Below are 22,185 nucleotides of genomic sequence, written 5' to 3' on the forward strand. Positions count from 1 at the left end.
CATCTCGACATGTCCACCCCCACCCCCACGCCCGCCCCCACCCCCACGTCCGAGGCCGCCGCTCCCCGCGGCCCGGTCGACGCCAGCCGCACCCCGCGCTACGCCGGCTTCGCCACCTTCGCCCGGCTGCCCCGCCTGGACGAGGTGCCGGCCGCCGACGTCGCCGTGGTCGGCGTCCCCTTCGACACGGGGGTGTCCTACCGGCCGGGCGCGCGGTTCGGCGGGAACGCGATCCGGGAGGCCAGCCGGCTGCTCCGGCCGTACAACCCGGCGCAGGACGCCTCGCCGTTCGCCCTCGCCCAGGTCGCGGACGCGGGGGACATCGCCGCCAACCCCTTCCACATCGAGGAGGCCATCGAGACCATCCAGGGGCAGGCCGCCGAACTCCTCGGCACCGGCGCCCGGTTGATGACCCTCGGCGGCGACCACACCATCGCGCTGCCGCTGCTGCGCGCGGTCGCGGCCGAGCACGGCCCGGTCGCCCTGCTGCACTTCGACGCCCACCTGGACACCTGGGACACCTACTTCGGCGCGGCGTACACCCACGGCACGCCGTTCCGGCGGGCGGTCGAGGAGGGGATCCTGGACACCTCCGCGCTCTCCCACGTCGGCACCCGCGGGCCGCTCTACGGCAAGTCGGACCTCAGCGAGGACCAGCGGATGGGCTTCGGCATCGTCACCTCCGCCGACGTCATGCGGCGGGGCGTGGACGAGGTCGCCCAGCAGCTGCGCGAGCGGATCGGCGACCGGCCGCTGTACGTCTCCGTCGACATCGACGTCCTCGACCCGGCGCACGCCCCCGGCACCGGCACCCCGGAGGCCGGCGGGATGACCTCCCGCGAGCTGCTGGAGATCCTGCGCGGGCTGGCCGGCTGCCACCTGGTCTCGGCGGACGTGGTCGAGGTCGCCCCGGCGTACGACCACGCGGAGATCACCGCGGTCGCCGCCTCCCACACGGCGTACGAGCTGACCACCCTGATGACCCGTCAGATCGCGGAGGCGAAGTGAGCGGGGAGGCGCAGGCGCAGGCGCGGACGCGGGCGAGGAACGGCGGGGACCTGGTCGTCGAGTCGCTGCGGGCGCTCGGCGCGGACACCGTCTTCGGGCTGCCGGGCCAGCACGCCCTCGGCCTCTTCGACGCCCTCGGGCGGGCGGAGCCGGAGCTGCGGTACGTCGGGCTGCGGGTGGAGAACAACCTCGGCTTCGCGGCGGACGGCTACGCCCGCACGTCCGGGCGGGTGGCGCCGCTCTTCGTGTCCACCGGACCGGGGGCGCTGACCTCGCTGGCCGCGCTGCAGGAGGCCGCGGCGGCGTCCGTGCCGGTGCTCGCGGTCTCCAGCCAGATCCCGTCGGCCGGGCTCGGCGGGCGGCGCAAGGGGTTCCTTCACGAGCTGCCGGACCAGTCCGCCTCGTTCTGCGGGGTGGTGAAGTCGGTCCACGAGGCGCGGACCGCCTCGCAGATCCCGTCCGCGATCGCCGAGGCGTGGGGCTCCGCGCTGAGCGCCCCGTACGGGCCGGTGTGGGTGGAGATCCCGCAGGACGTGCTGCTGGGCGCGGTCGACCTGCCGGTGGTACGGGACCTGGCCGCGCCGGTGCGCGAGCTGCTTCCGCGCCGGGAGCTGGTGGAGGAGGCGGCGCGGCTGCTGGACGCGGCCGAGCGGCCGGTCATCCTCGCGGGCGGCGGCGTCGTACGGTCGCCGGGCGCGAGCGGGGAGCTGCTGCGGCTGGCCGAGCGGCTGCGGGCCCCGGTGGCCACCACCTTCGGCGGCAAGGGCGCCTTCCCCTGGGAGGGGGAGCACCCGCTCTCGCTGGGCTCCTGGCTGGAGGACCGGTACAGCACCGAGCTGCTGGAGGAGGCGGACGTCCTGCTGGTCGCCGGGTCGGGGCTGGGCGAGCTGTCCAGCAACTACCACACGTTCGCCCCGCGGGGGCGGATGATCCAGATCGAGGCGGACGCCGGGAAGCTGGAGGCCAACCACCCGGCGCTGGGGCTCCATGCGGACGCGGCGGCGGCGCTGGGGGCGCTGGCGGACGCGGTCGCCGAGCGCGGCGACGGCGAGGGAGACGGCGACGGGCGGGCGGAGGAGCGGGTGCGTCGGCTTCTGGAGCGGGTGCACGGGCGGCTGGACGCGCAGGGGCTGGAGACGGAGCAGGGCGTGCTGACGGCGGTGCGGGAGGCGCTGCCGGACGACGCCCCGGCCTTCTTCGACATGACCATCCTGGGGTACTGGGCCTGGTCGGCCTGGGACGCGCGGTATCCGGGCGGAATGCAGTCCGCCCAGGGCGCGGGCGGCCTCGGGTACGCCTTTCCGGCGGCCATCGGCGCGGCGGTGGCCCGGGGCGCGCGCGGCGGGGGCCGGTGCTGGCGGTCTCCGGGGACGGCGGGGCGATGTACTCGATCGCCGAGCTGGCCTCGGCGGCGCAGCTGGGCGTGCCGGTGACCTGGCTGATCGTGGACGACGGGGGGTACGGAATCCTCCGCGAGTACATGACGGACGCGTTCGGGGAGGCGCGGGCGACGGAGCTGGCGCGGCCGGACTTCGTGCGGCTGGCGGAGTCCTTCGGGGTCGACGCGCGGGAGGCGACGACGGAGACGCTGGGCGCCGAGCTGAGCGCTGCGCTGGGCTCCGGGGGGCCGTCGGTGGTCGTCCTGAAGGCGCGCCTGCGGATGTTCGCGCCGACGCATCTGGCCGACTGAATTCTCTTGCCCCAGCCCCGCCCCTTCCCGTTTCCCGGGGCTGCCGCCCCGGACCTCGCTAAGCGGGCCCGAGCGCAGGCCCGAAGGGCCGGGTAAGGGGCGCGGGGAACTGCGCGCCCGGCCGTCCACGGTGTCGCGCCCGGCAACGGCGACTGGGCTGCCATCCAATCTCCGTTGCCGAGTGCGGCAGCCTGCGGCGCCGGCCGCGCAGTTCCCCGCGCCCCTGGATTCGCCCTGCGGGCTGCATCCCGGGCCCGAGGCGGGGTCGGGGAGAGAAACCTGTCAGTCCTTCATGGGACCGTGGAACACCGGACGTCGCCGCAGCGTTGCCGCTGGCGGTCCCCCCACCCGGTCGCCGCCCAGGGAGTCGCGAAGGATGACGCAGTCGAAGAAGCCGAAGGAACCCAAGGAACCGAGGGAGCCCGGCTGGATCCGGCGGCTCGCCGGGTACTGCTGGCGGTATCGCCGTAACCTGCTGCTCGCCTTCGGCGCCTCGGTGGTCGGGATGGCCGTCACGGCGCTCACCCCGCTCATCCCCCGGCTGATCATCGACGATGTCATCGTCACCCACTCCCGCCCGCTCGCCCCCTGGGCGACGGCCCTGGTCGGCGCGGCCGTGGTGGTCTTCGCGCTGACCTTCGTCCGCCGCTACTTCGGCGGCAAGCTGGCCCTGGACGTCCAGCACGACCTGCGGAGCGACCTCTTCACCTCGCTGACCCGGCTGGACGGCGCCCAGCAGGACCGGCTGGACACCGGTCAGGTGGTCGGCCGGGCGACCTCCGACCTCCAGATGATCATGGGCACGCTGTCCATGTTCCCGATCATGCTGGGCAACCTCCTCTCCTTTCTGCTGTCCATCGTCGTGATGCTGTTCCTGTCGCCGCTGCTGACGCTGATCGCGGTGGCGATGGCCCCCGCCCTGTGGTGGTTCGCGCAGCTCAGCCGGAAGAAGCTGTTCCCGGCCACCTGGGCCGCCCAGCAGGAGGCGGCCGCCGTCGCCGGGGTGGTGGACGGCGCGGTCACCGGCGTGCGGGTGGTCAAGGGCTTCGGTCAGGAGGAGCAGGAGCTGGGCCGGCTTGAGCAGGTCAGCCGCAGGCTCTTCGCCAACCGGCTGCGCAGCATCCGCCTCAGCGCCCGCTACGCCCCGGCCATGCAGGCCATCCCCGCCCTCGGCCAGGTCGCGGTGCTCGCCTTCGGCGGCTGGCTGGCCGTCCGCGGCGACGTCACCCTCGGCACCTTCGTCGCCTTCTCCACCTACGTCGCCCAGATGACCGGCCCGGTGCGGATGCTGACCACCCTGCTGACCGTCGGCCAGCAGGCGCGGGCCAGCGTCGAGCGGGTGGTGCAGCTGATCGACGAGCGCCCGGTGATCACCGAGCGCCCGGACGCCGCCGAGCTCGACCCGGCGGAGGTCGACCGCCGCGACGGCACCCCGGCGCTCTCCTTCGAGGGCGTCGGCTTCTCCTACGGGTCGGGCGAGGACGACAGGCCCGTGCTCGACGCCCTCGACCTCGCACTCGCGCCCGGCGAGACGGTCGCCCTGGTCGGGGCCTCCGGCTCCGGCAAGTCCACCGTCGGCATGCTGGTGCCCCGGTTCTACGACGTCACCGCGGGCGCGGTGCGGATCCACGGCCGGGACGTCCGCGAGCTGACGCTGCGTTCGCTGCGCTCGGCGATCGGCATCGTGCCCGAGGACAGCTTCCTCTTCTCGGAGTCGGTCCGCGCCAACATCGCCTACGGCCGCCCGGAGGCCACCGAGGCCGAGGTGGTGGCCGCGGCCAGGGCCGCGCAGGCGGACGGGTTCATCCGCGCGCTGCCGCAGGGCTACGACACGGTGGTGGGGGAGCAGGGGCTGACCCTCTCCGGCGGGCAGCGGCAGCGCGTCGCGCTGGCCCGCGCCATCCTCTCCGACCCGCACATCCTCCTCCTCGACGACGCCACCTCGGCGGTGGACGCCCAGGTCGAGGCGGAGATCCACGACGCCCTGCGGGAGGTGATGCGCGGTCGGACCACCCTCCTCATCGCCCACCGCCGCTCCACCCTCCAACTCGCCGACCGGATCGCCGTACTGGAGCACGGCCGGCTGGTCGACGTCGGCACCCACGAGGAGCTGGACGCCCGCTGCCCGCTCTACCGCTCCCTCCTCACCGACCCGGACGCGATGGCGGGCGACGTCCGTGCCGCCGATCCGGCCGCGGCCGAGCTGGCCGCGTCCACGCTGGCGGCCGGCGGCGGCGCCGACGCGGCGGACCGCGAGCTCGACCGGCTGGAAGAGCTGGAGGAGCTGGAGGGCTTCGAGGAACTCGGCGAACTGGCCGAACTGGACGCCGAGTTGGCCGAGGCGGCGGACGCGGCGGACGCGGCGGGGGAGGGGGACACCCCCGACCAGGTCACCCCCGAACTGTGGGACCGCTCGCGGTACGCGGACTCCGGCCCCGAGCACCGGGTCGCGAGCTCCGCCGCCGCCTCCGCCCGCGGCGGCGCGATGGCGGGGGCCCTCCACAGCCTGCCCGCCACCCCGGACCTGCTGGCCAAGGTGGACGCGCTGCCGCCGGCCACCGACACCCCTGACGTCCCCCTGGACGAGGCGGCCCGGCCCGACCAGGACTTCAGCCTCCGCCGGGTGCTCGCCCCCTTCCGGCGCCCGCTCTCGGCGGCGCTGGTGCTGGTCGCGCTGGACGCGCTGGCCTCCCTGGTGCTGCCGATCCTGGTGCGCAGCGGCGTCGACAACGGCGTCAGCCGGCACGCGGTCGGCGGGGTGCTGTCGGTCTCGCTGGTCGCGCTGGTCATCGTCCTCGCCGACTGGGGGGTCGAGGTCGCCGAGACCCAGCTGTCCGGGCGCACCGGCGAGCGGATCCTCTACGGCCTCCGGGTCAAGATCTTCGCCCACCTCCAGCGGCTCGGACTCGACTTCTACGAGCGCGAGATGGCCGGCCGGATCATGACCCGGATGACCACCGACGTGGACGCCCTCACCTCGTTCCTGCAGACCGGCGTGGTCACGGCGGTGGTCTCGCTGCTGACCTTCTTCGGGATCTTCGTCGCCCTGCTGGTGATCGACGCCCAGATGGCGCTCTACGTCTTCGCGGTGCTGCCGCTGCTGATCGTCGCCACCCTGGTGTTCCGCCGGAAGTCCTCGCAGGCCTACCGGCTGGCCCGGGAGAAGGTCTCGGTGGTCAACGCCGACCTCCAGGAGAACGTCGCCGGGATGCGGATCGTCCAGGCCTTCCTCCGCGAGGACGGCAACACCGCCCGGTTCGCCGCCCGCAGCGACGACTACCGGCGCACCCGCACCCGCGCCCAGCGGTACATCGCCATCTACTTCCCGTTCGTGCAGTTCCTGTCCAGCGTGGCGGCGGCCCTGGTGCTGATCGAGGGCGCGCACCGGGTGAACGCCGGGACGCTGAGCGCCGGCGCGCTGGTCGCCTACCTGCTGTACATCGACCTGTTCTTCTCTCCGGTGCAGCAGCTCTCCCAGGTCTTCGACGGCTACCAGCAGGCGGCCGTCGGCCTCTCCCGAATAGGCGAGCTGCTGCGCACCCCGACCAGCACCCCGCGTCCGGCCGACCCCAGGCCGGTGGGCCGGCTGCGCGGCGAGATCCACTTCGACGGTGTGCACTTCGCCTACTCGGGCTCGGCGTCCACGAAGGGCGAGGCGCTGCGCGGCATCGAGCTGCGGATACCCGCCGGGCAGACGGTGGCGCTGGTCGGCGAGACCGGCGCCGGGAAGTCCACCCTGGTCAAGCTGGTCGCCCGGTTCTACGACGCGACCGGCGGCGCGGTCCGGGTGGACGGCACGGACGTCCGCGAGTTCGACCTGACCGAGTACCGGCACCGGCTGGGCGTCGTCCCGCAGGAGACCTATCTGTTCGCCGGGACCATCCGGGACGCCATCGCCTACGGCCGGCCGGAGGCCTCCGATGCCGAGGTCGAGGCGGCGGCGCGGGCGGTCGGCGCCCACGAGATGATCGCCCACCTCTCCGGCGGCTACCTCCACCCGGTGAGCGAGCGCGGCCGCAACCTCTCCGCCGGGCAGCGGCAGCTGATCGCCCTGGCCCGGGCCCAGCTGGTGGATCCGGACATCCTGCTGCTGGACGAGGCCACCGCGGCGCTGGACCTGGCCACCGAGGCGGCCGTCAACCGGGCCGCCGACCGGCTGGCCCGCAAGCGCGGCGGCGGGCGCAGGACCACCCTGGTGATCGCCCACCGGCTGTCCACCGCGGCCCGCGCCGACCGGGTGGTGGTGATGGACCACGGCCGGGTGGTGGAGAGCGGGACGCACGACGGCCTGCTGGCCGAAAACGGCGCGTACGCCCGGTTGTGGCGGGCGTTCACCGGGGAGGCCGAGACCACATCGGCGGGCTGACGCCTCGTCAAGCCGTCGGGTCACAGGGCCGTTTGGCCGGTTCCGTTGTCCTGTCCGCGTCGTAGAGCGGGGTACGTATAGAAAGGGACAGGGGGGTTCGGGCGCGGAGCGCTCGCCCGCGGGGACGCATGGGGAGGCGTCGGGGGCCGAGGGAGAAACGGCAGTGATCAGGGTGTTACTCGTGTTGGACGAGTGTCTGACCAGGTCGGCCTTAGCGATGGTGCTGGGTCAGGACAGCGAGCTCACCGTCCGGGGGGTCTCGGGGAAGGAGGCGCGGGAGCGGGCCCGCTCGCTCAGACCCGAGGTCTGCGTGGTGGACGCGGAGTGCGTGCCGCCGCGCGACCTGGCCGCACTGGGGGACACCGCCGGCGCGTTGCTGGCGCTGGTGCCGGCGGGTCGGCCTGGCCTGCTGGCACAGGCCGCGCAGGCGCACGCGCAGGGCTACGCCGACAAGGACACCACCCCCGAGCGGCTGCTGGAGGGGATCAGAAAGGTCGCGGACGGCGAGTCCTACGTCGACGGGGCCCTCGCGCCCAGCTTTCTCCGCGCGGCGACCACCCGGATGCCGCTGACCCCGAGGGAGCTGAGCGTGCTGGAACTGGCCGCCCAGGGGGCCACCGCCGCCGAGATCGCCCAGGTGCTGCATCTGGCGCTGGGCACCGTGCGCAACTACCTCTCGGCCGCGGCCCGCAAGATCGGCGCGCGGAACCGGGTGGACGCGGTACGCCTCTGCCACCAGCAGGGCTGGCTGTGAGACGGGCGCCCCTTCGGACGGAGCAGCGGACGGTCAGGCGTCCTCCTCCCCGACCCTCCAGTGGCCGACCAGGTCGCGGTAGAGGGGTGAGCGGGCGAGGAGCTCGTCGTGGGTGCCGAGGAGCGGCTCTCCGCCGTCCATCAGCAGCACGCGGTCCGCGCGGAGAGCCGAGCTGAGGCGGTGGGCGATGACGATCAGCGCCGCCGGCGGGTCCGCGGCGGCGCTCTTCGCCCGTGTGGCGAAGGCGCGTTCGGCACGTGCCTCGGCGGCCGGGTCGAGCCCGCTGGTGGCCTCGTCCAGTACGGCCAGCGGGGCGGGGGAGAGCCAGGCGCGGGCGAGGGCGACGGACTGTCGCTCCCCGAGCGACAGCCGGGCCCCGGCCGGTTCGAAGCCGGCGTCCAGCCCGCCGAGCCGCCGCGCGACCGGCGCGAGCCCGAAGAGTTCGACGGCGGCCGCCAGTTCCGCCTCCTCGGTGGCCGGATCCGGCCCCCCGGGGCGGAGGTAGCGCAGATTCTCCCGGAGGGTCCCGGTGAAGACGTAGGCCTCCTGGGGGATCAGCACCCGGGGGCCGGCCCGCCGGACCTCGCCCTCGTCGGCCTGCCGCAGCCCGCTGATCAGCGACGCCAGCGTCGACTTGCCGATCCCGCTGGGGCCGACCACCGCCAGATGGCCTCCGGCGGGGACCACCAGGTCGACCCCGCGCAGCACCGGCTCCGCCCCGCCTCCGTAGCCGAACCCCACCCCCCGCAGCTCGACCGCCGCGGAGCCGCCGGGAACGGCCCGGCCGTCCGGCTCCGGGGCCGCCGGCGCCACTGGGTCGAGGAGGCGGCGGAGGACGACGGTGAGGCGGGTGGCGGTGGTGCCCAGCCCGTGGGTGAGGGCCTGCTGGGCGGGGAGGAGGGACTGGGTGAGGTAGGTGAGGGCGCCGGCCAGGTCGCCGACGGTCACCCCGCGGCCCAGCAGCCATGGAGCGGAGACCAGGAGGAGGATGATCGGCAGGCGCCCGCCGATCCCCAGGGCGAGGGCGCGGGCCGCACTCCAGCGCGCCAGCGCACGGGAGGCGCGTGCCTCGGCGTCCACCGCGGGCAGCACGCGGGTGCAGGCGGCCTCCTCCGCGCCGGAGGCCGCGACGTCCCGCAGCCCCTCGGCCACCTCGCCCGCGCGGGCCGCGATCCGCTCGTCGGCGAGGAGGAACTCCCGCTGCCTGGCCGCCATCGGCCGCAGCGTCGCCGCGAACAGCGCCAGTCCGGCCAGCACCGGCGGCAGGACGAGGAGCAGCAGCACCGGCGCGAGCGTGGCCAGTCCCGCGAGGGCGCCGGCCGCCGTGAAGGCGAACGAGCGGGCGACGGTGACCAGCCCGGCGAAGCCGTCCCTGGCCAGCTCGACCTGGTGGGTCAGCCGGGAGACGGCCGCCGTGTCCGAGGTGGCCACCGAACGGCCGGTGGCGGCGACGGCGGAACGCAGCGCGCCCGCCACCACCCGGCGCACCAGCGCGTCGCGCAGCGGCTCGGTGAGGCCGGCCAGCCCGAGGTAGCTGCTCGCGGTGCCGCCCGCGCCGATGACGGCGGCCGCGGCGGCGATCCCCAGCCAGCCGATCCCGGTCACCGGGCGGCCGACCAGGAAGCCCTGGTCCAGCGCGGCGGCGACGGCGTAGCCGAAGACGAAGGTCTGTCCGCTCTCCAGCAGCGAGGAGAGCAGCAGGGCGCCCAGGGTGCCGGGCCGCCGACGGAGGAAGGCGGCGCCGCGCCGGAGGAGCGGCGGCCCGGTGTCCGGCGGCCCGGTGTCCGGCGGCCCGGCGTCCTCCGCCCGCGCCCTCATGAGGCCTGCGGCGGCCGGAACAGCGACCGGTAGTCGGGGTCCTGCCAGAGTGCCCGATGCGGGCCGACCGCGCGGATCCCGCCGCCCGCCTCCCGGCCGGCCAGCCAGACCACCTGGTCGGCCCGGGCCGCCGTGGCCGCGCGGTGGGCGACGACCAGCCGGGTCGGGGTCGGCAGCCGCTCCCGCAGCGCGCGGGTGACCTCCAGCTCGGTGGCGGTGTCCAGGCTGGATGTGGCGTCGTCCAGGATCAGCAGCCGGCCCCGCCTGGCCTGCGCGAACGCCCGGGCCAGGCCGAGCCGTTGGGCCTCGCCGCCGGAGAGCGGGGCCTCCGCGCACGGGGTGCGGTAGCCGCGGGGGAGCCGGCTGACGAACGCGTCGGCGCTGGCCGCCCGGGCAGCCTCCCGGACGGCCTCGGGAACTCCTTCGGGCACATCCTCGGGAACGGCCTCGGCGGCGGCCGGCCCCCGCAGGCCCAGCGCGATGGTGTCCGCGAGGGTCTCCCCCAGCAGCGCCGGCCGGGCGAACGCGTAGCCGACCGCCGTCCGCAGCTCCTCCCGGCGCAGCGCGGTCAGCGGCACACCGTCGAGGAGCACCTCGCCGGACTCCGGTTCGGCGAGCCGCCCGGCCAGCGCGGCCAGCAGCGACTTCCCGGAGCCGGACGGGCCGACCACGGCGGTGGTGGCGCCGGCCGGGAAGTCGAGGTCCACGTCCTTGAGGAGGCCGTCGCCTGCCGAGACCCCGCGAAAGGTCAACTCGCCCTTGCCGTCCGGCAGTCCCTCCGTTCCCCAGGCGGTCGCCGGCACCTCCGTCACCCCGGGGCGGCCCGGCGCCCCCGCCAGCCGGGCGGCCGCCGCCCGCCCCCGGGCCAGCACGGACGCCGAGCCGCTGAGCGAGCCGATCCCGGCCGCCAGGGTGGCGTAGCGGGCGGCCGCCAGCAGCTCGCCGACGCTCAGCCGCCCGGCCGAGAGCAGCAGGCCCCCGCAGGCGAGGACGAGGACCTGCAGGACCGGTACGACGGCAGCGGCCTGCCCGGCGGCCCTGCCCTGCACGGCCCACATCCGGTGGCCGTGGACGCCGAGTTCGGGCAGCGGGCCGAGGATCCGGGAGCGCTCGCGGTCCTCCGTCCCGGCGGCGGCGATGGTACGGGCGCCCGCCAGCGCCTCCACCAGCCGGGCGGCGATGGAGCCCTGGGCGCGGAGGTAGTCGCCGACGCAGGCGGTGGTGGCCCGGGTGAAGGAGCGGAGGAGCAGTACCAGCGCCGGCACCCCGGCGAGGAAGGCCAGCAGCAGCCACGGCGAGAGCAGTCCGAGCGCGACCAGTCCGCCGAGCGGCAGGGCGAGGGCGGCCAGGGCGCCGGCCAGGCCGGTGGCCGCGCCGGCCGTGTCGGCGGTGGCGGCGGTGAACCTCCCGACCAGGTCACCGGGGCCGATCCGGTCGGTCAACCGCGGTCCGCAGAAGGCGATGTGACGGAAGATCAGGCGGCGCAGCCGGGCGGTGTTGCGGGCGTCCGTCGCGCCCGAGAGATAGCCGGAGCCGGCCTCTGCGGCGATCGAGGCGGCGGTCAGCGCGGCACAGGCCAGGAGCCAGAGCCGGGCGCTCCCGCCGGCCGCGCCGCCCGCGCCCTCGGCGCCGCCCGCGTGCGCCCGGACCACCAGGTCCAGCGCCTTGCCCAGCGCGGCGGGCAGCGCCAGCGCGCTTCCGGTGGAGACCATGCCCAGCAGGGCGAGGGCGGCCAGCCGGATCCGGCTCGCCCGCACCACCGACAGCAGCAGCCGGCCGGCGGGGGAGCCGCGCGGGCCGCGCCCGGCACGCGAGCCGGGCACGGCCCGAGGCGGGTTGACCGCCTCGGGCCGTGCCGTTTCGGGGTGGATCACAGGCACAGGAGGACGCTCGCGAAGCTGTCGCAGAGCGTCAGGCTCACCGAGCTGCCGCCGCCGTGCCCGTCGCCGCCACCCTCGGGGGCCGGCGGTTCCATTGCCTGGAGGTCGAGGAGTGCCATGATGCGGAACCTCTCTTCTATGGGGTTGACCGGAACGGTCGGACGGGACCGTCCGGTCACCCGGCCCCGGTCGGGGACGGGTGCTCTGGGGCCGCCGCGGTCTGCGGCAGCGGGTGGAGCGCGGGCAGGAAGGGCAGCCCGGTCGGGTGCGGGCCGACCGCCGCCGCGACGGCCAGCAGGCAGCCGGCGGTGCCGGTGGCGAGGTCCATCGAGAGCCGGAGCATCTGGTCCCCCGGGACGGCCAGTCCGCCGCCGTACGGGAGGGAGTACCAATCCAGCTCGGCGAGTTGGCGCTCCATCGCCTGCCGCGCCTCCGGGGCGTACCGCGCCTCGCGTGCCAGCGCGAGGATCATCCCCGCGCGCCCGCGGAAGAGCCCCGGCTGGGCGTAGAACCGGCAGCGGGCGGCACGTCCGATCGCCTCCCGTGCCTCCGCGAACTCGGCGGCCTCGCCCGGGCGGAGGCGGAGGTAGTCGTCGAGCACCGTGCCGATGCCGACGCTGCCCGCGCCCAGATACGGCATGGTGCGGGTGCCCTCGTCGACCGCCAGGGCGCCGTCGGGGCCCTTCACGCAGCGGTCCAGCTCGGCGCGGAGGGCGGCGCCCGCGAGGTCCAGGTACGCCTCCTCGGCCGCCCCCACCGTCCGGGCCGCCTCGTGGTGCCGGATCAGGAAGAGGGCCGCGCCGGTTCTGCCGTGCAGCAGGCCGACTCGCGGGACGGGGCGCCCGGCGGCGAGCCGGTCGGCCACCGTGTCGGCGGCCTGCCGGGCGGCGGCGGACAGGTCGGGCCTGCGGAGGTCGGTGCCGAGCCGGTCGAGGAGCAGGCCGATGCCGGCCAGCCCGCCGTAGAGGTCACTGGGGAGGCGCAGCCAGTTCTCGGCGAGGATCGCCTCGGTGAGGGCGCCGGCGGTCTCCGGGTGGCCCAGCCTGGCCAGTACGAGGGCGTCCCCGGCGAGTCCGTCGTACAGTCCGGGGCGCTGTGCGGCGTGCGGGCCCGTCGGGCCGGTGCCGTCCGCGAGGGTGCCGCGCCGGGCCGCCCGCAGCAGCCATTCCTCCCCGGCCGGATAGCGGGGCGCGCCCGCCTCGGCGAGGGCGTAGAGGACCCCGCAGGCGCCGTGGGCCAGGCCGTGTCCGCGGCCGTCCTCGGTGAACTGGGCGATGTCGCCAGGGAAGAGGCGGTCCTCGCGCTCCGGCGTGGCCGAGGCGAGGATGGCCGCGGCCATCGCGTCCCGCGCGGCCGGCCAGTCCCCGAACGCGGGCAGCCCCTCGCGTACCGGCACCCGCCGCGCCCAGGAGCGCGCCCGGGCGGAGCCGAGGCCGGATGCCGGGCCCGGCTCGCCCTCGATCTCCGCGACCGCCTCGGTCAGCCATCGCTCGTCCAGGTCAGGGAACATCCGCCGGATCAGCTCGGCCAGATGCCGGGCCTTGCCACGGTCCAGCCCGATCAGGCTGGTCAGCGGCAGGAAGAGGGCCAGTCGCAGGCAGGCCAGCGCGTAGCGGTCCACGGCGAAGCCGGTGCGGTCGGCCGGGGCCAGGAAGCCGGGGTGGGCCAGCGCCCGCACCCGGCCTTCGTCCAGCGGCGCGGCGGCCTCGAAGTCCAGCAGCGCCACGCTGTCGTCCGGCCGCACCATCACGTTGAACATGTGGAGGTCGTGGAAGACGATGCCGCGCCCGTGCACCTGCCGGACCGCCGCCTCCACCCCGGCCTGCACCCCCAGCGCCCAACGGGTGTACGCGGCCAGCCGCTCGGCCGAAGGCTCCCGGCTGATCAGCGGATACCGCTCGGCGTAGCAGGAGTTGAGGGTCCGGCCGGGGAGGAACTCCTCGACCAGGAAGTGGTGCTCGCCCAGCTCGAACCAGTCCAGCGCGTCCGGTGCCGCGTCCAGGCCCTCCAGGGCCTTCAGCGCCGCGTGCTCCCGGCGCAGCCGGGCGACCGCGTCGGCTCCGTCGGCGCCGAGACCCGCATGCGGCCGGGCCTCCTTCAGCACCACCTGCCGGCCGCTGCGCAGGTCGGTTCCCGCGTACACCCCGCCGCCGTTGGAGAAGTGCAGCGCCCGGTCGATCCGGTACGGCAGGTCGCCCACCGTCGTCGCCGCCCGCTCGGCCGCGTACGGCCGCAGGAACCCGGGCAGCGGCACCCACTCCGGCAGCGCGAACACCGGTCCGCGGACGTCCGGCACCAGCCGGCCGCCGGCGTCCTCGATCGCCGGCACCAGCGAGCCGTGCTCGTCGGTGCAGTACCGCTCGGTGAACCCGCCGTACCGGACGAAGACCGGCCGGTCCGCCCCGCAGCGCAGATCGCTGAGGATGTACGGGCCGGGCTCACCGGCCAGCGCGTCGCCGAGCGCCGCCACCAGGGTCGCCGCCGCGCGCTCGTCGGCCGGATAGACGGTGGCGAACTTGCCGCTCTGGCCGCGCGGGGCGTACTTGGCGTTGCGCAGCAGCAGCCGGCGCCGGGTCGGCACGAACTTGAACGAGACCCGCCGGGAGACGCAGATCTCCCAGACCCGCTCCAGCACCCGGTCGGCGTTGTCCAGGGTGGCCGAGACGTGGATCTTCCAGCCCTGCGCGGGCAGCTCGGCGTTCTCGGGGTGCAGCTGCACCCAGTCGCCGAGGGCGGTGCGGCGCCAGCCGTCCGGGGTCGGGCGGTCGGCGGCGGCGAGGAGGCCGGCGTCGCCGCCGGCGGTGCGAGCGCCGGAACCGGCACCGAGGCCGGCTCCCGGCGCCCCCGGCGTCTCGTAGAAGGTGCGGTCGGCCAGACAGTAGGCCTCGTAGCGCTTCTCCACCGGGTCCCCCTCCGGCCGTCGGCTGCCTGATCGACCTTTCCAGCCGGGCGCCGGAGGGGGGAGTGGCGTTCGTCATCACCCAACGGTGAATAACTCACTGATGCGAAAAGAGGCGTGAACACGGATCAGCTGTTCGACTCAGCAGCGGGAGACCCGGTCCTGGGTGAGGTAGCCGTGGTCGGCCGTCAGCAGGTGGTCGTAGCAGGAGCCGGTGTCCGTGCTGCCGGTCCAGTGCTCGCTGCCGGAGCCGTCGGCGGCGGTCACCGTGCCGTCGCTGCGGGCCAGCACGCCGGTCGCGGAGAGCCGGTCGTCGGTCCAGCCGTCGGGCCCGTCCAGGATCCGGCCCTGGGTGACGGTCGCCTGGAGCCGGTAGTCGTTCCCGTCCGTGTAGAGCGGGATGTACGAGTCCACGGTGATCGGGTACGACCAGCTCTCCCGCACCGCCCGGCCGTTGGCGGTGACCGTCGTCGAGCCGTACTCCTGCTGGGCCATCACCTGGCGCTGGCCGGCCGAGGAGACCGCGTCGGTGTTCAGGTAGTGGGCGTCCTGGGCGACCGTGGTGGTCACCCGGCCGTGCGAGGTCAGCAGATAGCCGGAGGTGTGCCAGGCCCGCTCGGCCCGCACCCGGACGTCGGTCTCGCCGGAGGCCGCGCCGGAGCCCGGCGTCTCGGTGGTGGTCACCCCCGGGTCCGCGTTGAGGGTGTCCGCGGTGAGCGCCCCCGTGGTCTGCTCCGAGCCGTGGTCGGTGTCCAGGAAGAGGGTCCCGTCCACGATCCACTCGTCCGCCGAGCCGTACGGGGTGATGGTGACGGTGTGCGGCCTCCCGTCGGTCAACTCACCCGCGAACGGCGTCAGATCGATGTCGTACGGCTGGGTGAGGAACTGGTCGATCGCCGGGATCGGGCGCCACAGGGTGGGCACGATCCCGCCCGAGTAGACCACCGGGTACGGCTGCGCGAGACCGGCCGGCCTGCCGTCCACCGCGACCTGCACCTCGCGGTACGGGCCGCCGCCGCACAGGTAGTCCGGGTACTCGGCGGCCAGGTCGCTCGGCACCGCCGTGAACCACTGCTCGTCGCAGCCGCCGCCCCTGGCGTACACCTCCATCCGGACCGAGGTGAGGTTGCGCGGGAAGACCACCGACCTGCTCGCCGAGCCGCCCGCGCCCAGCGACCACCAACCGGCCTGCGTGGTGCTGCCGTTGGAGAGCGGCAGCACCTGGTCGGCCGCCCTGGGCGCCGGGTGGGCGGCGTCGGCCTGGTAGTAGGTGAGCGTCAGCGTCATGTGGTAGACGCCCGTGTAGGTGGTGTCGACGATGTTGCCGAGGTCCACCACCAGCGGCTGGGCGGAGTGGAGGAGCGGGGCGAAGGGGGTGACGTCCTTCTCCACGGACCAGCTGATCCCGTCCGGATCCGGCTCGGGTGTACTGGTGCGCAGCACCTCGGCGCCGCCGATCCACACCCCGGCCAGCCGGTCGTACTGGCGGCCCTGGACGCTGCCGGACCAGCCGAGCACCACCTTGTTCCACGGCCCCGGGCAGGCCGCCGGGGGCGCGACGGTGCCGGTGTAGGGGGAGTTGTAGCTGTTGGCGAAGTCGTGCCGCATGACCGTCACCGAGCAGTGCGGGGTGTCCGGGTGGGAGACCGGCGGGGCCGCGCTGACCGGGTTCTGGTAGTCGACCTCGATCCCGCCGGCCGCCGCGGCGGGACCCACGCCCCACCCCAGCACCACCAGCAGGGCCGCGGTGCCCGTCGCGGCCAGCCATCGGGCCGAGCGTCTTATCGCGTGCATCGGTGCGCCACCTCCGCCTCACCTGAACCTGTGTCAGGACCATGCCCCACCCGTCACAACCCGCACAAGAGCCCGAGCCGTTGTGGCCGGTGATCTCGGCGGAGCCGGGTGCGGACACGGCGCGAATGCGGAACGATGAGGGCGGACCAGGGTTTTCGCAGCGTTTTCGACGAGCTCGAGCAAGCCCGACGACGAGGAGACGTATGGTGCGCGGCAAGCCGGCACGGGGCTGGTGGGGGCGGCTCGCCCACCCGCGGACGGCGGCGGCCACCGCCGGGCCGGAACCGGACACCGGGCGCGAGGGCCGCGGGTCGTCGGCCATGGGCGGGAGTACCGCCGGCGTCTCGCCGGAGGCCTCGGCCGAGGCCGCGGGCGGACCCGCCGAGCACGGTTCTGCGGCCCCCTCCGAGCCGCCGGCCCCGCGGCCGGTCGCGGACACCCTCGCCACCGTCCTCGGCCCCCACGCCCCCGGTGCCGGCTCCGGCGGCGGTTCCGCCGCGGGCGGCGGTCCCGGCCAGGACGCCTCGGCGAAGGGCTGGGACGAGGAGAGCTGGGACGAGGACGCCGAAGGCGAGCCCGACGGCCCTCGACTCCCGCCCGTAGAAGGCCCGTCGGCGAACGCCCATCCGCACGCCACGGCGACGGTGAACGCCGCCCCCCAGGACCCGGCCGCCGCCCGCAGCCGCCGCTCCTACCTCGCCGCCCAGTACACCGAGGCCGCCGAGGACGCCGAGCAGCGCCTGGAGGAGCTGCTGGCGATAGCCGCCGAACCCCCGCCCCCGGCCGACTTCGACTCCCTCCGCCGGCACTACCGCCCCCGGCCGCTGCCGCCGGAGGCCGACCCCGGCACGCCGCCGGCCTGGGCCGACTACGCCCCGCCGGAGCCGTCCGGGCAGTCCACTGGGCAGTCCGCCGGCCAGAGCGCGGGCGCCCGCAGCGCCGCCTCGTCGGTCGGCTCCGGCTCGGCCTCGCCCGCCTCCCGCGAGTACCTCAGGATCCGCGCCGAGGCCCGTCTGGCGTACCAGAAGGCGCTGCGCGAATTCCGGGAGCGGCAGAGCGAGTTGGCCGAGGCCTCGGCCCGGGTGCACGCCGAGCACGAGCAGGCCGAGCGGGCCCGAGAGCACGCCGTCCGCGAGTTCAACCAGCGCCTCGACGTCTGCCGGGAGGCCTACGAGGACGCCCAGCCGCAGGCCGTCGAGTCGGTGCTCGAGCGCGCCCTGGCCACCGCCACCGCCCGGCTCACCGACCAGCTCCCGGGCCTTCCCGGGCTGCCCGGCACCGGCAGCGCGCGGGTCCGCTACCGCTCCCTCACCCGCACCGCCGTCGTCGACCTGGCGCTGCCCGCGCCCGGCATCGTCCCGGCCGCGCTCAGCTTCCGCCCGGCCCTCGAAGGGGTCGAGGGCATCCAGCGCCCGCCCGCCGAAGTGCGGGCCCGCTACGAGCAGTTGACCGCACGGCTGGTGCTCCGCGCGCTCTACGCCCTGCTCGCCGTGGACACCGGCGGCGTCCTCTACGGCATCGTCCTCAACGGCCGGGTCGGCACCCCCGACCCGGAGTCGCGCTGCCTGGTCTCGGTGGACGCCCGCTACGAGGAGCTGGTCGGCGGCGACGCCCTGCTGCCGCTCCACCACGCCGAGGCGGTCGAGCGGCTGCGCGCGCTCAGCGGCGCCCACTCCGACGACCCGTACGCCCAGCACCCGGTGCAGCCCCGCGCGCAGCTGCCCATGACGGACGCGCCGCCCGCGCCCGAGCAGCTGTCCCAGGGCGAATTCGCCGCGCTGGCAGCCGAGTTGTTCGACCGGATGGGCAGCACCGGCTGGTCGCCGCGGCTGCTCGGCCGGGACGGCCTGCTGGCCCTCGCCGACGAGGAGGTGGTCTGCGTGGCCCGCCGGCCGCAGGTGATCAGCGCCGACGCGGTGCGCAGCGCCCTGGAGGCCGCCGAGGAGGAGGGCCGGCCGCGCTGCGTCTGGGCCACCACCGGACGCTTCCACCCGGACGCGGAGGCGCTGGCCGAGGAACGCCCGGAGCTCCGGCTGATCGACGGCGTCGAGCTGCGCGACCTGATCCGCACCCAGCTCGGGGCCGAACTGGGCGGCTGACGGCGTGCGGACGGTCGGCGGGCGGTTCTACGCCACCTCCGTGAATCGGCCCGCAGGAAGGGTGCGCCGAGGGGGGCGAACTGTCAGGCTGAGTCCATGGGCTTCCCCTTCCTAGAGAACTGGCGCGCCCGGCACGGGATCTCCCGCGGGATCGCCGTCTTCCACGGCCGGGACGGCGGTGACGGCGCCACCGGCGGGGGTCCCGACGCGGCGACCCTCAACGAGCTGCTCTCCGAGTGCGAACTCCTGCGCGAGCAGGCCATAGCCGCCGGAGTGGAGCTCGACGACACCCCGCGCTCGCTGGAACGCCTCGACCAGCTGCTGCCGCGCTGGCGCGAGGACCCGGACACCGCCTCCTGGCTCGGCAACGACGCCGGGCTCTACCTCGGCACCGTGATCGTCCAGCGGATCGCGCGCGCCGCCTGGCAGCTGTGGCCGAACGGCCACCCCGTCGTCCTGCTGGCCAGCGGGCGGGAACTGGACGTGGTGGAGCTCGGCCACGCGTGGGCGATCGAGGGCGCCCCCGAACTCTCCGCGATCTACAACGAGGTGTCCGAGGGCTGACCGCGGCCTCAGCCCGCGGCCTCACCCCGCGGCCTCAGCCCGCGGCCACCGCGCAGGCGGTCCGCCGGCCCTGGCCCGGGTTGTGGATCGCGATCAGGTACCGGGTGCCGGAGGGGCAGCTCCGGCCCGGCGGCCTGGTGATGGCGACCACCCGGTACTGCGCGGCGGGCCGGGCCCCGCGGCCGCACGCGGTCTCCCGGACCGGGGTGCCGCCCGCCCCCGGGCCGCCCACCGCGGCCAGGCAGTCGCCGACGACGATCCCGCTGCCGCCGCCCTGCCCCGGGTCCCCCGGATGCGGGCCGTGCAGCTTCCGCAGGCAGGCCACCCCGGCCGGCACCGAGGCGGGCGCCCCGGCGACGCCGCCGACCGCGGCGCCGAGCACGGTGGTCAGCCCCAGCTCGAAGTCGGTGTTCGCCGGGCAGGGCGGGGGCGAGGCAGTCCCGGCCGGCAGCCGCAGCGTCACCCTGCCGTAGGCCGACCGGTCCGAGCAGGCCACCTGGCGGAAGGACAGCCCGGTCCGGCCGCGCCGCTCGGCCACGCACGCGCCCGCGGGAAGGATGGAGCCGCCGCCGGAGGCGCCGGGCGTCCCCGGCGGCAGCTGCAGGATGCCCGAGGCTCCGGGCCGCAGCAGGGTCCCGTGCGAGCCGCCCGACCCGCCCGAGCCGCCAGAACCGCCCGACCCCGATGAGCCCGCAGAACTCCCGCCCGCGCCCGCGCCGGCTCCGGTCCCAGCCCCGCCGCCGGTCCGGGCCCGGGCGTCCGCCGAGCTCGCGACGGTCGAGGTCGACGGCGCGGACGAGCGGGTCGCGGCGGGCGTGCCCGCGCCCCCGGAGTCCGCCGCCGACGGCGCCGCCTTTCGTCCGCCGTAAGCCCCCTGAGCAGCCGAAGACCCCTGGCCGCCGTCCGGCCCCGCCGGGAGGAGGGACACCCGCGCCGAGGCGCTCCCGGTGCCCGTTCCCGTGCCAGGACCCGCCGTGCCGTCCTCGCCGACCCCGGCGGCCGTGGCGAGCAGCCCGGCGGCCAGCAGCGCGCCGAGCGCGAACCCGGCGCGCGAACCTCCGCGTCCGCTACGCATGGACGTGCCTCCCCCGGTGCCACGTGTCCTCCCCCGGCGACAGCCCGGCGCCTGGCACCTTCCGGCAGCGTACGCATCCGGAGGGGGCGGCACACCACCGCGAACCGGCCGTTGTGCCGCTTCCCCGCGGCGGACACCCCTACTCTCGCGACACCTGACCGCTCGGCGCCCCGCTGGGCTCAGTGCACGGGGGAGCCGGTGGCCCGCCCGGTCGAGACCGGCTGCAACGGCAGTCCGTCCAGCAGCGCGTTCGCCGGGATCCGGGCGACCGGCGCGGAGAAGACGACCAGCGCGTACCCGCCAGGCAGCTCCCCGTCGCCGGCCGCGGCGGTGGCCCCGGGCGTGGAGCCGGGCGTGGAACCCGGTGTGGAGCCGAGGCACTGCATCCCGCTGCCGCCGATCCGACGGACCGTCAGCTGGTCACCGGTGCGCCATAGCTGGGCGCTCTCCGGGAAGCGGCAGTGCACGGCGAACACCGAGACGATGAACGCCTCGCCAGAAGGGGGCGGTCCGGCGAGGCTGACCTGGAGCCGCCGGGCGGCGGCGGGGTCGCCGTCCGCGCGCAGCCGCGCGGCCAGGACGGCGATGTCGGTTCCGGTGCTCAGGACGGTGCGGAGGTTCGGCTCGGGCCGCGGCATCGGCGTCAGCAGCCGCAGACCGGTGTCCACCCGGTAGGTCCCGCCGCCGGGGGCGGGGGAGCTGCCGGGCGCGCCGGTGCTGGTCACCGTGCCCGGGGCGCTGGGCGTCGGGGTGGCCGAGCCGCCGCCGTTCCCGCTGCTGCACGCGGTCAGTCCGGTGCCGCCGACCACCAGGGCGATCGCCCCGGCGAGCAGCCGGCCGCGCGGTCCGAGCAGCCGCCGCCGCCCGTCCAGCCGGCGGCGGCCGCGCCCGGGTGCCGGAAGCGCGCGGGGCGTCAACGAAGGACGCCCGTCGCCGCGCTGAAGCACCGTCATGTCGGTGGGACGGCGGAGACCGTGAACCGGTTCCCCTCTCCGGGCCGGTCCCGTCCGCCCCGTACGGACGATCTCCACGGGCGGGCCGGGACGGCCCCCAGCAGGATGTTCGGCGAGGGGCACCGCCGGCTCAGTCCAGCCGGCGGGGCACGGACGGGCCGCTGAGGGCAGGGCCCGGAGGCGGCCGGCGGTCGTCCGCCAGGGCAGCGGGCGGCCGCCGGCCGTCGCGTTCCGCCGGAGCCGGCTCGGGGTCGCCGGGAATCCTCCGGGGGAGCCGGTGGTTCCGAGTACTCCGGAAGAGTGATTATCATTCTCAATAAGGCCCCGTGCTGAACCCCGCGCCCGACGTCCCCGACGTGCCAGAGGCCCGGCCGATTCGGCTCGGCGGTCCGGAACGCGTACGGGACTTCGGGAGCGCCGGGAGGGCGAGATGCCGGTAGTGGTGGCGGCAGGGGCCATGCTGATGACCCTGCTCGGGGGGCTGGTGGCCGGCCGGGTCGGCGACCGCCGGCACCTGGTCCTCGGCCTGGCCGCGGGACTGATGCTCGGTGTGGTCGCCTTCGACCTGATCCCCGAGGCGCTGCACGCGGCCGACTTCCAGTGGTTCGGCGTCCCGTCGGCCCTGGTGCTCGCCACCGGGGGATTCCTGCTGCTCCACATCGTGGAGCGGTCGATCGCCATCCACCGCGCCCACGAGGGCGAGTACGCCGCCCACAGCCATGACGGCCGGCACCTGACCGGCGGCCCCGACGGAGTCCCCGGTCAGGGACACGGCCATGGCCATGGTCACGGTGCCGGGCACGGTCATGCCCACGGCCACGGCTTCGCGATAGTGGACGGGCGCGCCCAGGGGCTCGGCCTCGCCGCGGCCGGCGGGCTGGTGGTGCACAGCATGATGGACGGCTTCGCGATCGGAGCCGCCTTCCAGGCCAGCAACACCATCGGCGCGGTGGTCGCGGTCGCCGTCATCGCCCACGACTTCGCGGACGGCTTCAACACCTACACCATCACCAGCCTCTACGGGAACGACCGGCGGCGCGCCCTCACCCTCCTCGCCTGCGACGCCCTGGCGCCGATCGTCGGCGCGGCGATCACCCTCGCCTTCGACATCCCCGAGCAGGTACTCGGCCTCTACCTGGGCTTCTTCTCCGGGGTGCTGCTCTACCTGGCGACCTCGGACATCCTCCCCGAGGCCCACGCCCAGCACCCCTCCCGCGCCACCCTGGTCTGCACCGTGGCGGGCGCCGCCTTCATGTGGCTGGTCATCGGCCTGGCCGGCTGACCG

General features: G+C 75.8%; 13 protein-coding genes and 1 pseudogene. 7 read left to right on the forward strand and 7 right to left on the reverse strand.

Annotation, left to right across the window (positions count from 1 at the left end; all coding sequences use genetic code 11):
* The first annotated feature begins 9 nt into the window (after positions 1-9).
* From speB to BS73_RS25325, 4 genes and pseudogenes are all read left to right on the forward strand, one after another.
* Complete coding sequence (speB, locus tag BS73_RS25310) at positions 10-1,008, forward strand: agmatinase (RefSeq protein ID WP_037576246.1); 999 nt, start codon at positions 10-12, stop codon at positions 1,006-1,008.
* Positions 1,005-2,698: pseudogene (locus tag BS73_RS25315) on the forward strand (thiamine pyrophosphate-binding protein). Before speB ends, BS73_RS25315 begins: the two are co-directional and overlap by 4 nt.
* A 376-nt stretch (positions 2,699-3,074) precedes the next feature.
* Positions 3,075-7,064 carry an ABC transporter ATP-binding protein gene (locus BS73_RS25320; protein ID WP_037576249.1) on the forward strand — a complete coding sequence of 1,330 codons (3,990 nt, stop codon included), beginning with the start codon at positions 3,075-3,077 and terminating at the stop codon, positions 7,062-7,064.
* A gap of 217 nt (positions 7,065-7,281) precedes the next feature.
* Positions 7,282-7,818, forward strand: a complete 537-nt coding sequence (locus tag BS73_RS25325; RefSeq protein ID WP_037576257.1) for a helix-turn-helix transcriptional regulator — start codon at positions 7,282-7,284, stop codon at positions 7,816-7,818.
* A 33-nt stretch (positions 7,819-7,851) separates the two neighbouring features.
* Here the strand turns inward: BS73_RS25325 and BS73_RS25330 are convergent, their stop codons facing one another.
* The 5 genes from BS73_RS25330 to BS73_RS25345 form a co-directional block, all read right to left on the reverse strand.
* A complete protein-coding gene (locus tag BS73_RS25330) occupies positions 7,852-9,636 on the reverse strand; it encodes an ATP-binding cassette domain-containing protein (RefSeq protein WP_051940518.1) in 1,785 nt (594 codons plus the stop codon).
* Entirely contained in the window at positions 9,633-11,459 is a 1,827-nt protein-coding gene (locus tag BS73_RS25335; protein ID WP_235215522.1) for an ABC transporter transmembrane domain-containing protein, read from the reverse strand. The genes BS73_RS25330 and BS73_RS25335 overlap by 4 nt, the downstream gene beginning before the upstream one ends.
* Positions 11,460-11,506: 47 nt before the next feature.
* Positions 11,507-11,635, reverse strand: a complete 129-nt coding sequence (locus BS73_RS37670; protein ID WP_152617715.1) for a SapB/AmfS family lanthipeptide — start codon at positions 11,633-11,635, stop codon at positions 11,507-11,509.
* 56 nt (positions 11,636-11,691) lie between these two features.
* Positions 11,692-14,418, reverse strand: a complete 2,727-nt coding sequence (gene lanKC / locus BS73_RS25340) for a class III lanthionine synthetase LanKC (protein WP_037576260.1) — start codon at positions 14,416-14,418, stop codon at positions 11,692-11,694.
* A gap of 138 nt (positions 14,419-14,556) precedes the next feature.
* Positions 14,557-16,209 carry a peptide-N4-asparagine amidase gene (locus BS73_RS25345; RefSeq protein ID WP_051940521.1) on the reverse strand — a complete coding sequence of 551 codons (1,653 nt, stop codon included), beginning with the start codon at positions 16,207-16,209 and terminating at the stop codon, positions 14,557-14,559.
* A 203-nt stretch (positions 16,210-16,412) separates the two neighbouring features.
* On the opposite strand from BS73_RS25345, the gene BS73_RS25350 reads away from it, so the two are divergent.
* On the forward strand, positions 16,413-18,308 hold the full coding sequence (locus BS73_RS25350) for a restriction endonuclease (RefSeq protein ID WP_037576263.1): 1,896 nt from the start codon (positions 16,413-16,415) through the stop codon (positions 18,306-18,308).
* Positions 18,309-18,404: 96 nt separating this feature from the next.
* Complete coding sequence (locus BS73_RS25355) at positions 18,405-18,872, forward strand: DUF6278 family protein (RefSeq protein WP_037576264.1); 468 nt, start codon at positions 18,405-18,407, stop codon at positions 18,870-18,872.
* A gap of 34 nt (positions 18,873-18,906) precedes the next feature.
* Here BS73_RS25355 and BS73_RS38885 read toward each other — a convergent pair whose 3' ends face one another.
* Entirely contained in the window at positions 18,907-19,947 is a 1,041-nt protein-coding gene (locus BS73_RS38885) for a hypothetical protein (RefSeq protein WP_051940523.1), read from the reverse strand.
* A gap of 179 nt (positions 19,948-20,126) precedes the next feature.
* Complete coding sequence (locus BS73_RS38350) at positions 20,127-20,900, reverse strand: hypothetical protein (RefSeq protein WP_161789704.1); 774 nt, start codon at positions 20,898-20,900, stop codon at positions 20,127-20,129.
* A gap of 430 nt (positions 20,901-21,330) precedes the next feature.
* Between BS73_RS38350 and BS73_RS25370 the strand changes: the two genes are divergently transcribed.
* Positions 21,331-22,182 carry a ZIP family metal transporter gene (locus BS73_RS25370; protein WP_037576266.1) on the forward strand — a complete coding sequence of 284 codons (852 nt, stop codon included), beginning with the start codon at positions 21,331-21,333 and terminating at the stop codon, positions 22,180-22,182.
* Positions 22,183-22,185: the final 3 nt, after the last annotated feature.

The organism is Phaeacidiphilus oryzae TH49, from assembly GCF_000744815.1.
GTDB lineage: Bacteria > Actinomycetota > Actinomycetes > Streptomycetales > Streptomycetaceae > Phaeacidiphilus > Phaeacidiphilus oryzae.

Excerpts from the sequence above, each read along its gene's own strand:
- BS73_RS25325 (WP_037576257.1), top strand. The coding sequence starts at position 7,282 with ATGGTGCTGGGTCAGGACAGCGAGCTCACCGTCCGGGGGGTCTCGGGG.
- BS73_RS25350 (WP_037576263.1), top strand. The coding sequence starts at position 16,413 with ATGGTGCGCGGCAAGCCGGCACGGGGCTGGTGGGGGCGGCTCGCCCAC.
- BS73_RS25345 (WP_051940521.1), bottom strand. The coding sequence starts at position 16,209 with ATGCACGCGATAAGACGCTCGGCCCGATGGCTGGCCGCGACGGGCACC.
- BS73_RS25330 (WP_051940518.1), bottom strand. The coding sequence starts at position 9,636 with ATGAGGGCGCGGGCGGAGGACGCCGGGCCGCCGGACACCGGGCCGCCG.
- BS73_RS38885 (WP_051940523.1), bottom strand. The coding sequence starts at position 19,947 with ATGCGTAGCGGACGCGGAGGTTCGCGCGCCGGGTTCGCGCTCGGCGCG.
- BS73_RS37670 (WP_152617715.1), bottom strand. The coding sequence starts at position 11,635 with ATGGCACTCCTCGACCTCCAGGCAATGGAACCGCCGGCCCCCGAGGGT.
- BS73_RS25355 (WP_037576264.1), top strand. The coding sequence starts at position 18,405 with ATGGGCTTCCCCTTCCTAGAGAACTGGCGCGCCCGGCACGGGATCTCC.
- BS73_RS38350 (WP_161789704.1), bottom strand. The coding sequence starts at position 20,900 with ATGACGGTGCTTCAGCGCGGCGACGGGCGTCCTTCGTTGACGCCCCGC.
- BS73_RS25370 (WP_037576266.1), top strand. The coding sequence starts at position 21,331 with ATGCCGGTAGTGGTGGCGGCAGGGGCCATGCTGATGACCCTGCTCGGG.
- BS73_RS25320 (WP_037576249.1), top strand. The coding sequence starts at position 3,075 with ATGACGCAGTCGAAGAAGCCGAAGGAACCCAAGGAACCGAGGGAGCCC.
- speB (WP_037576246.1), top strand. The coding sequence starts at position 10 with ATGTCCACCCCCACCCCCACGCCCGCCCCCACCCCCACGTCCGAGGCC.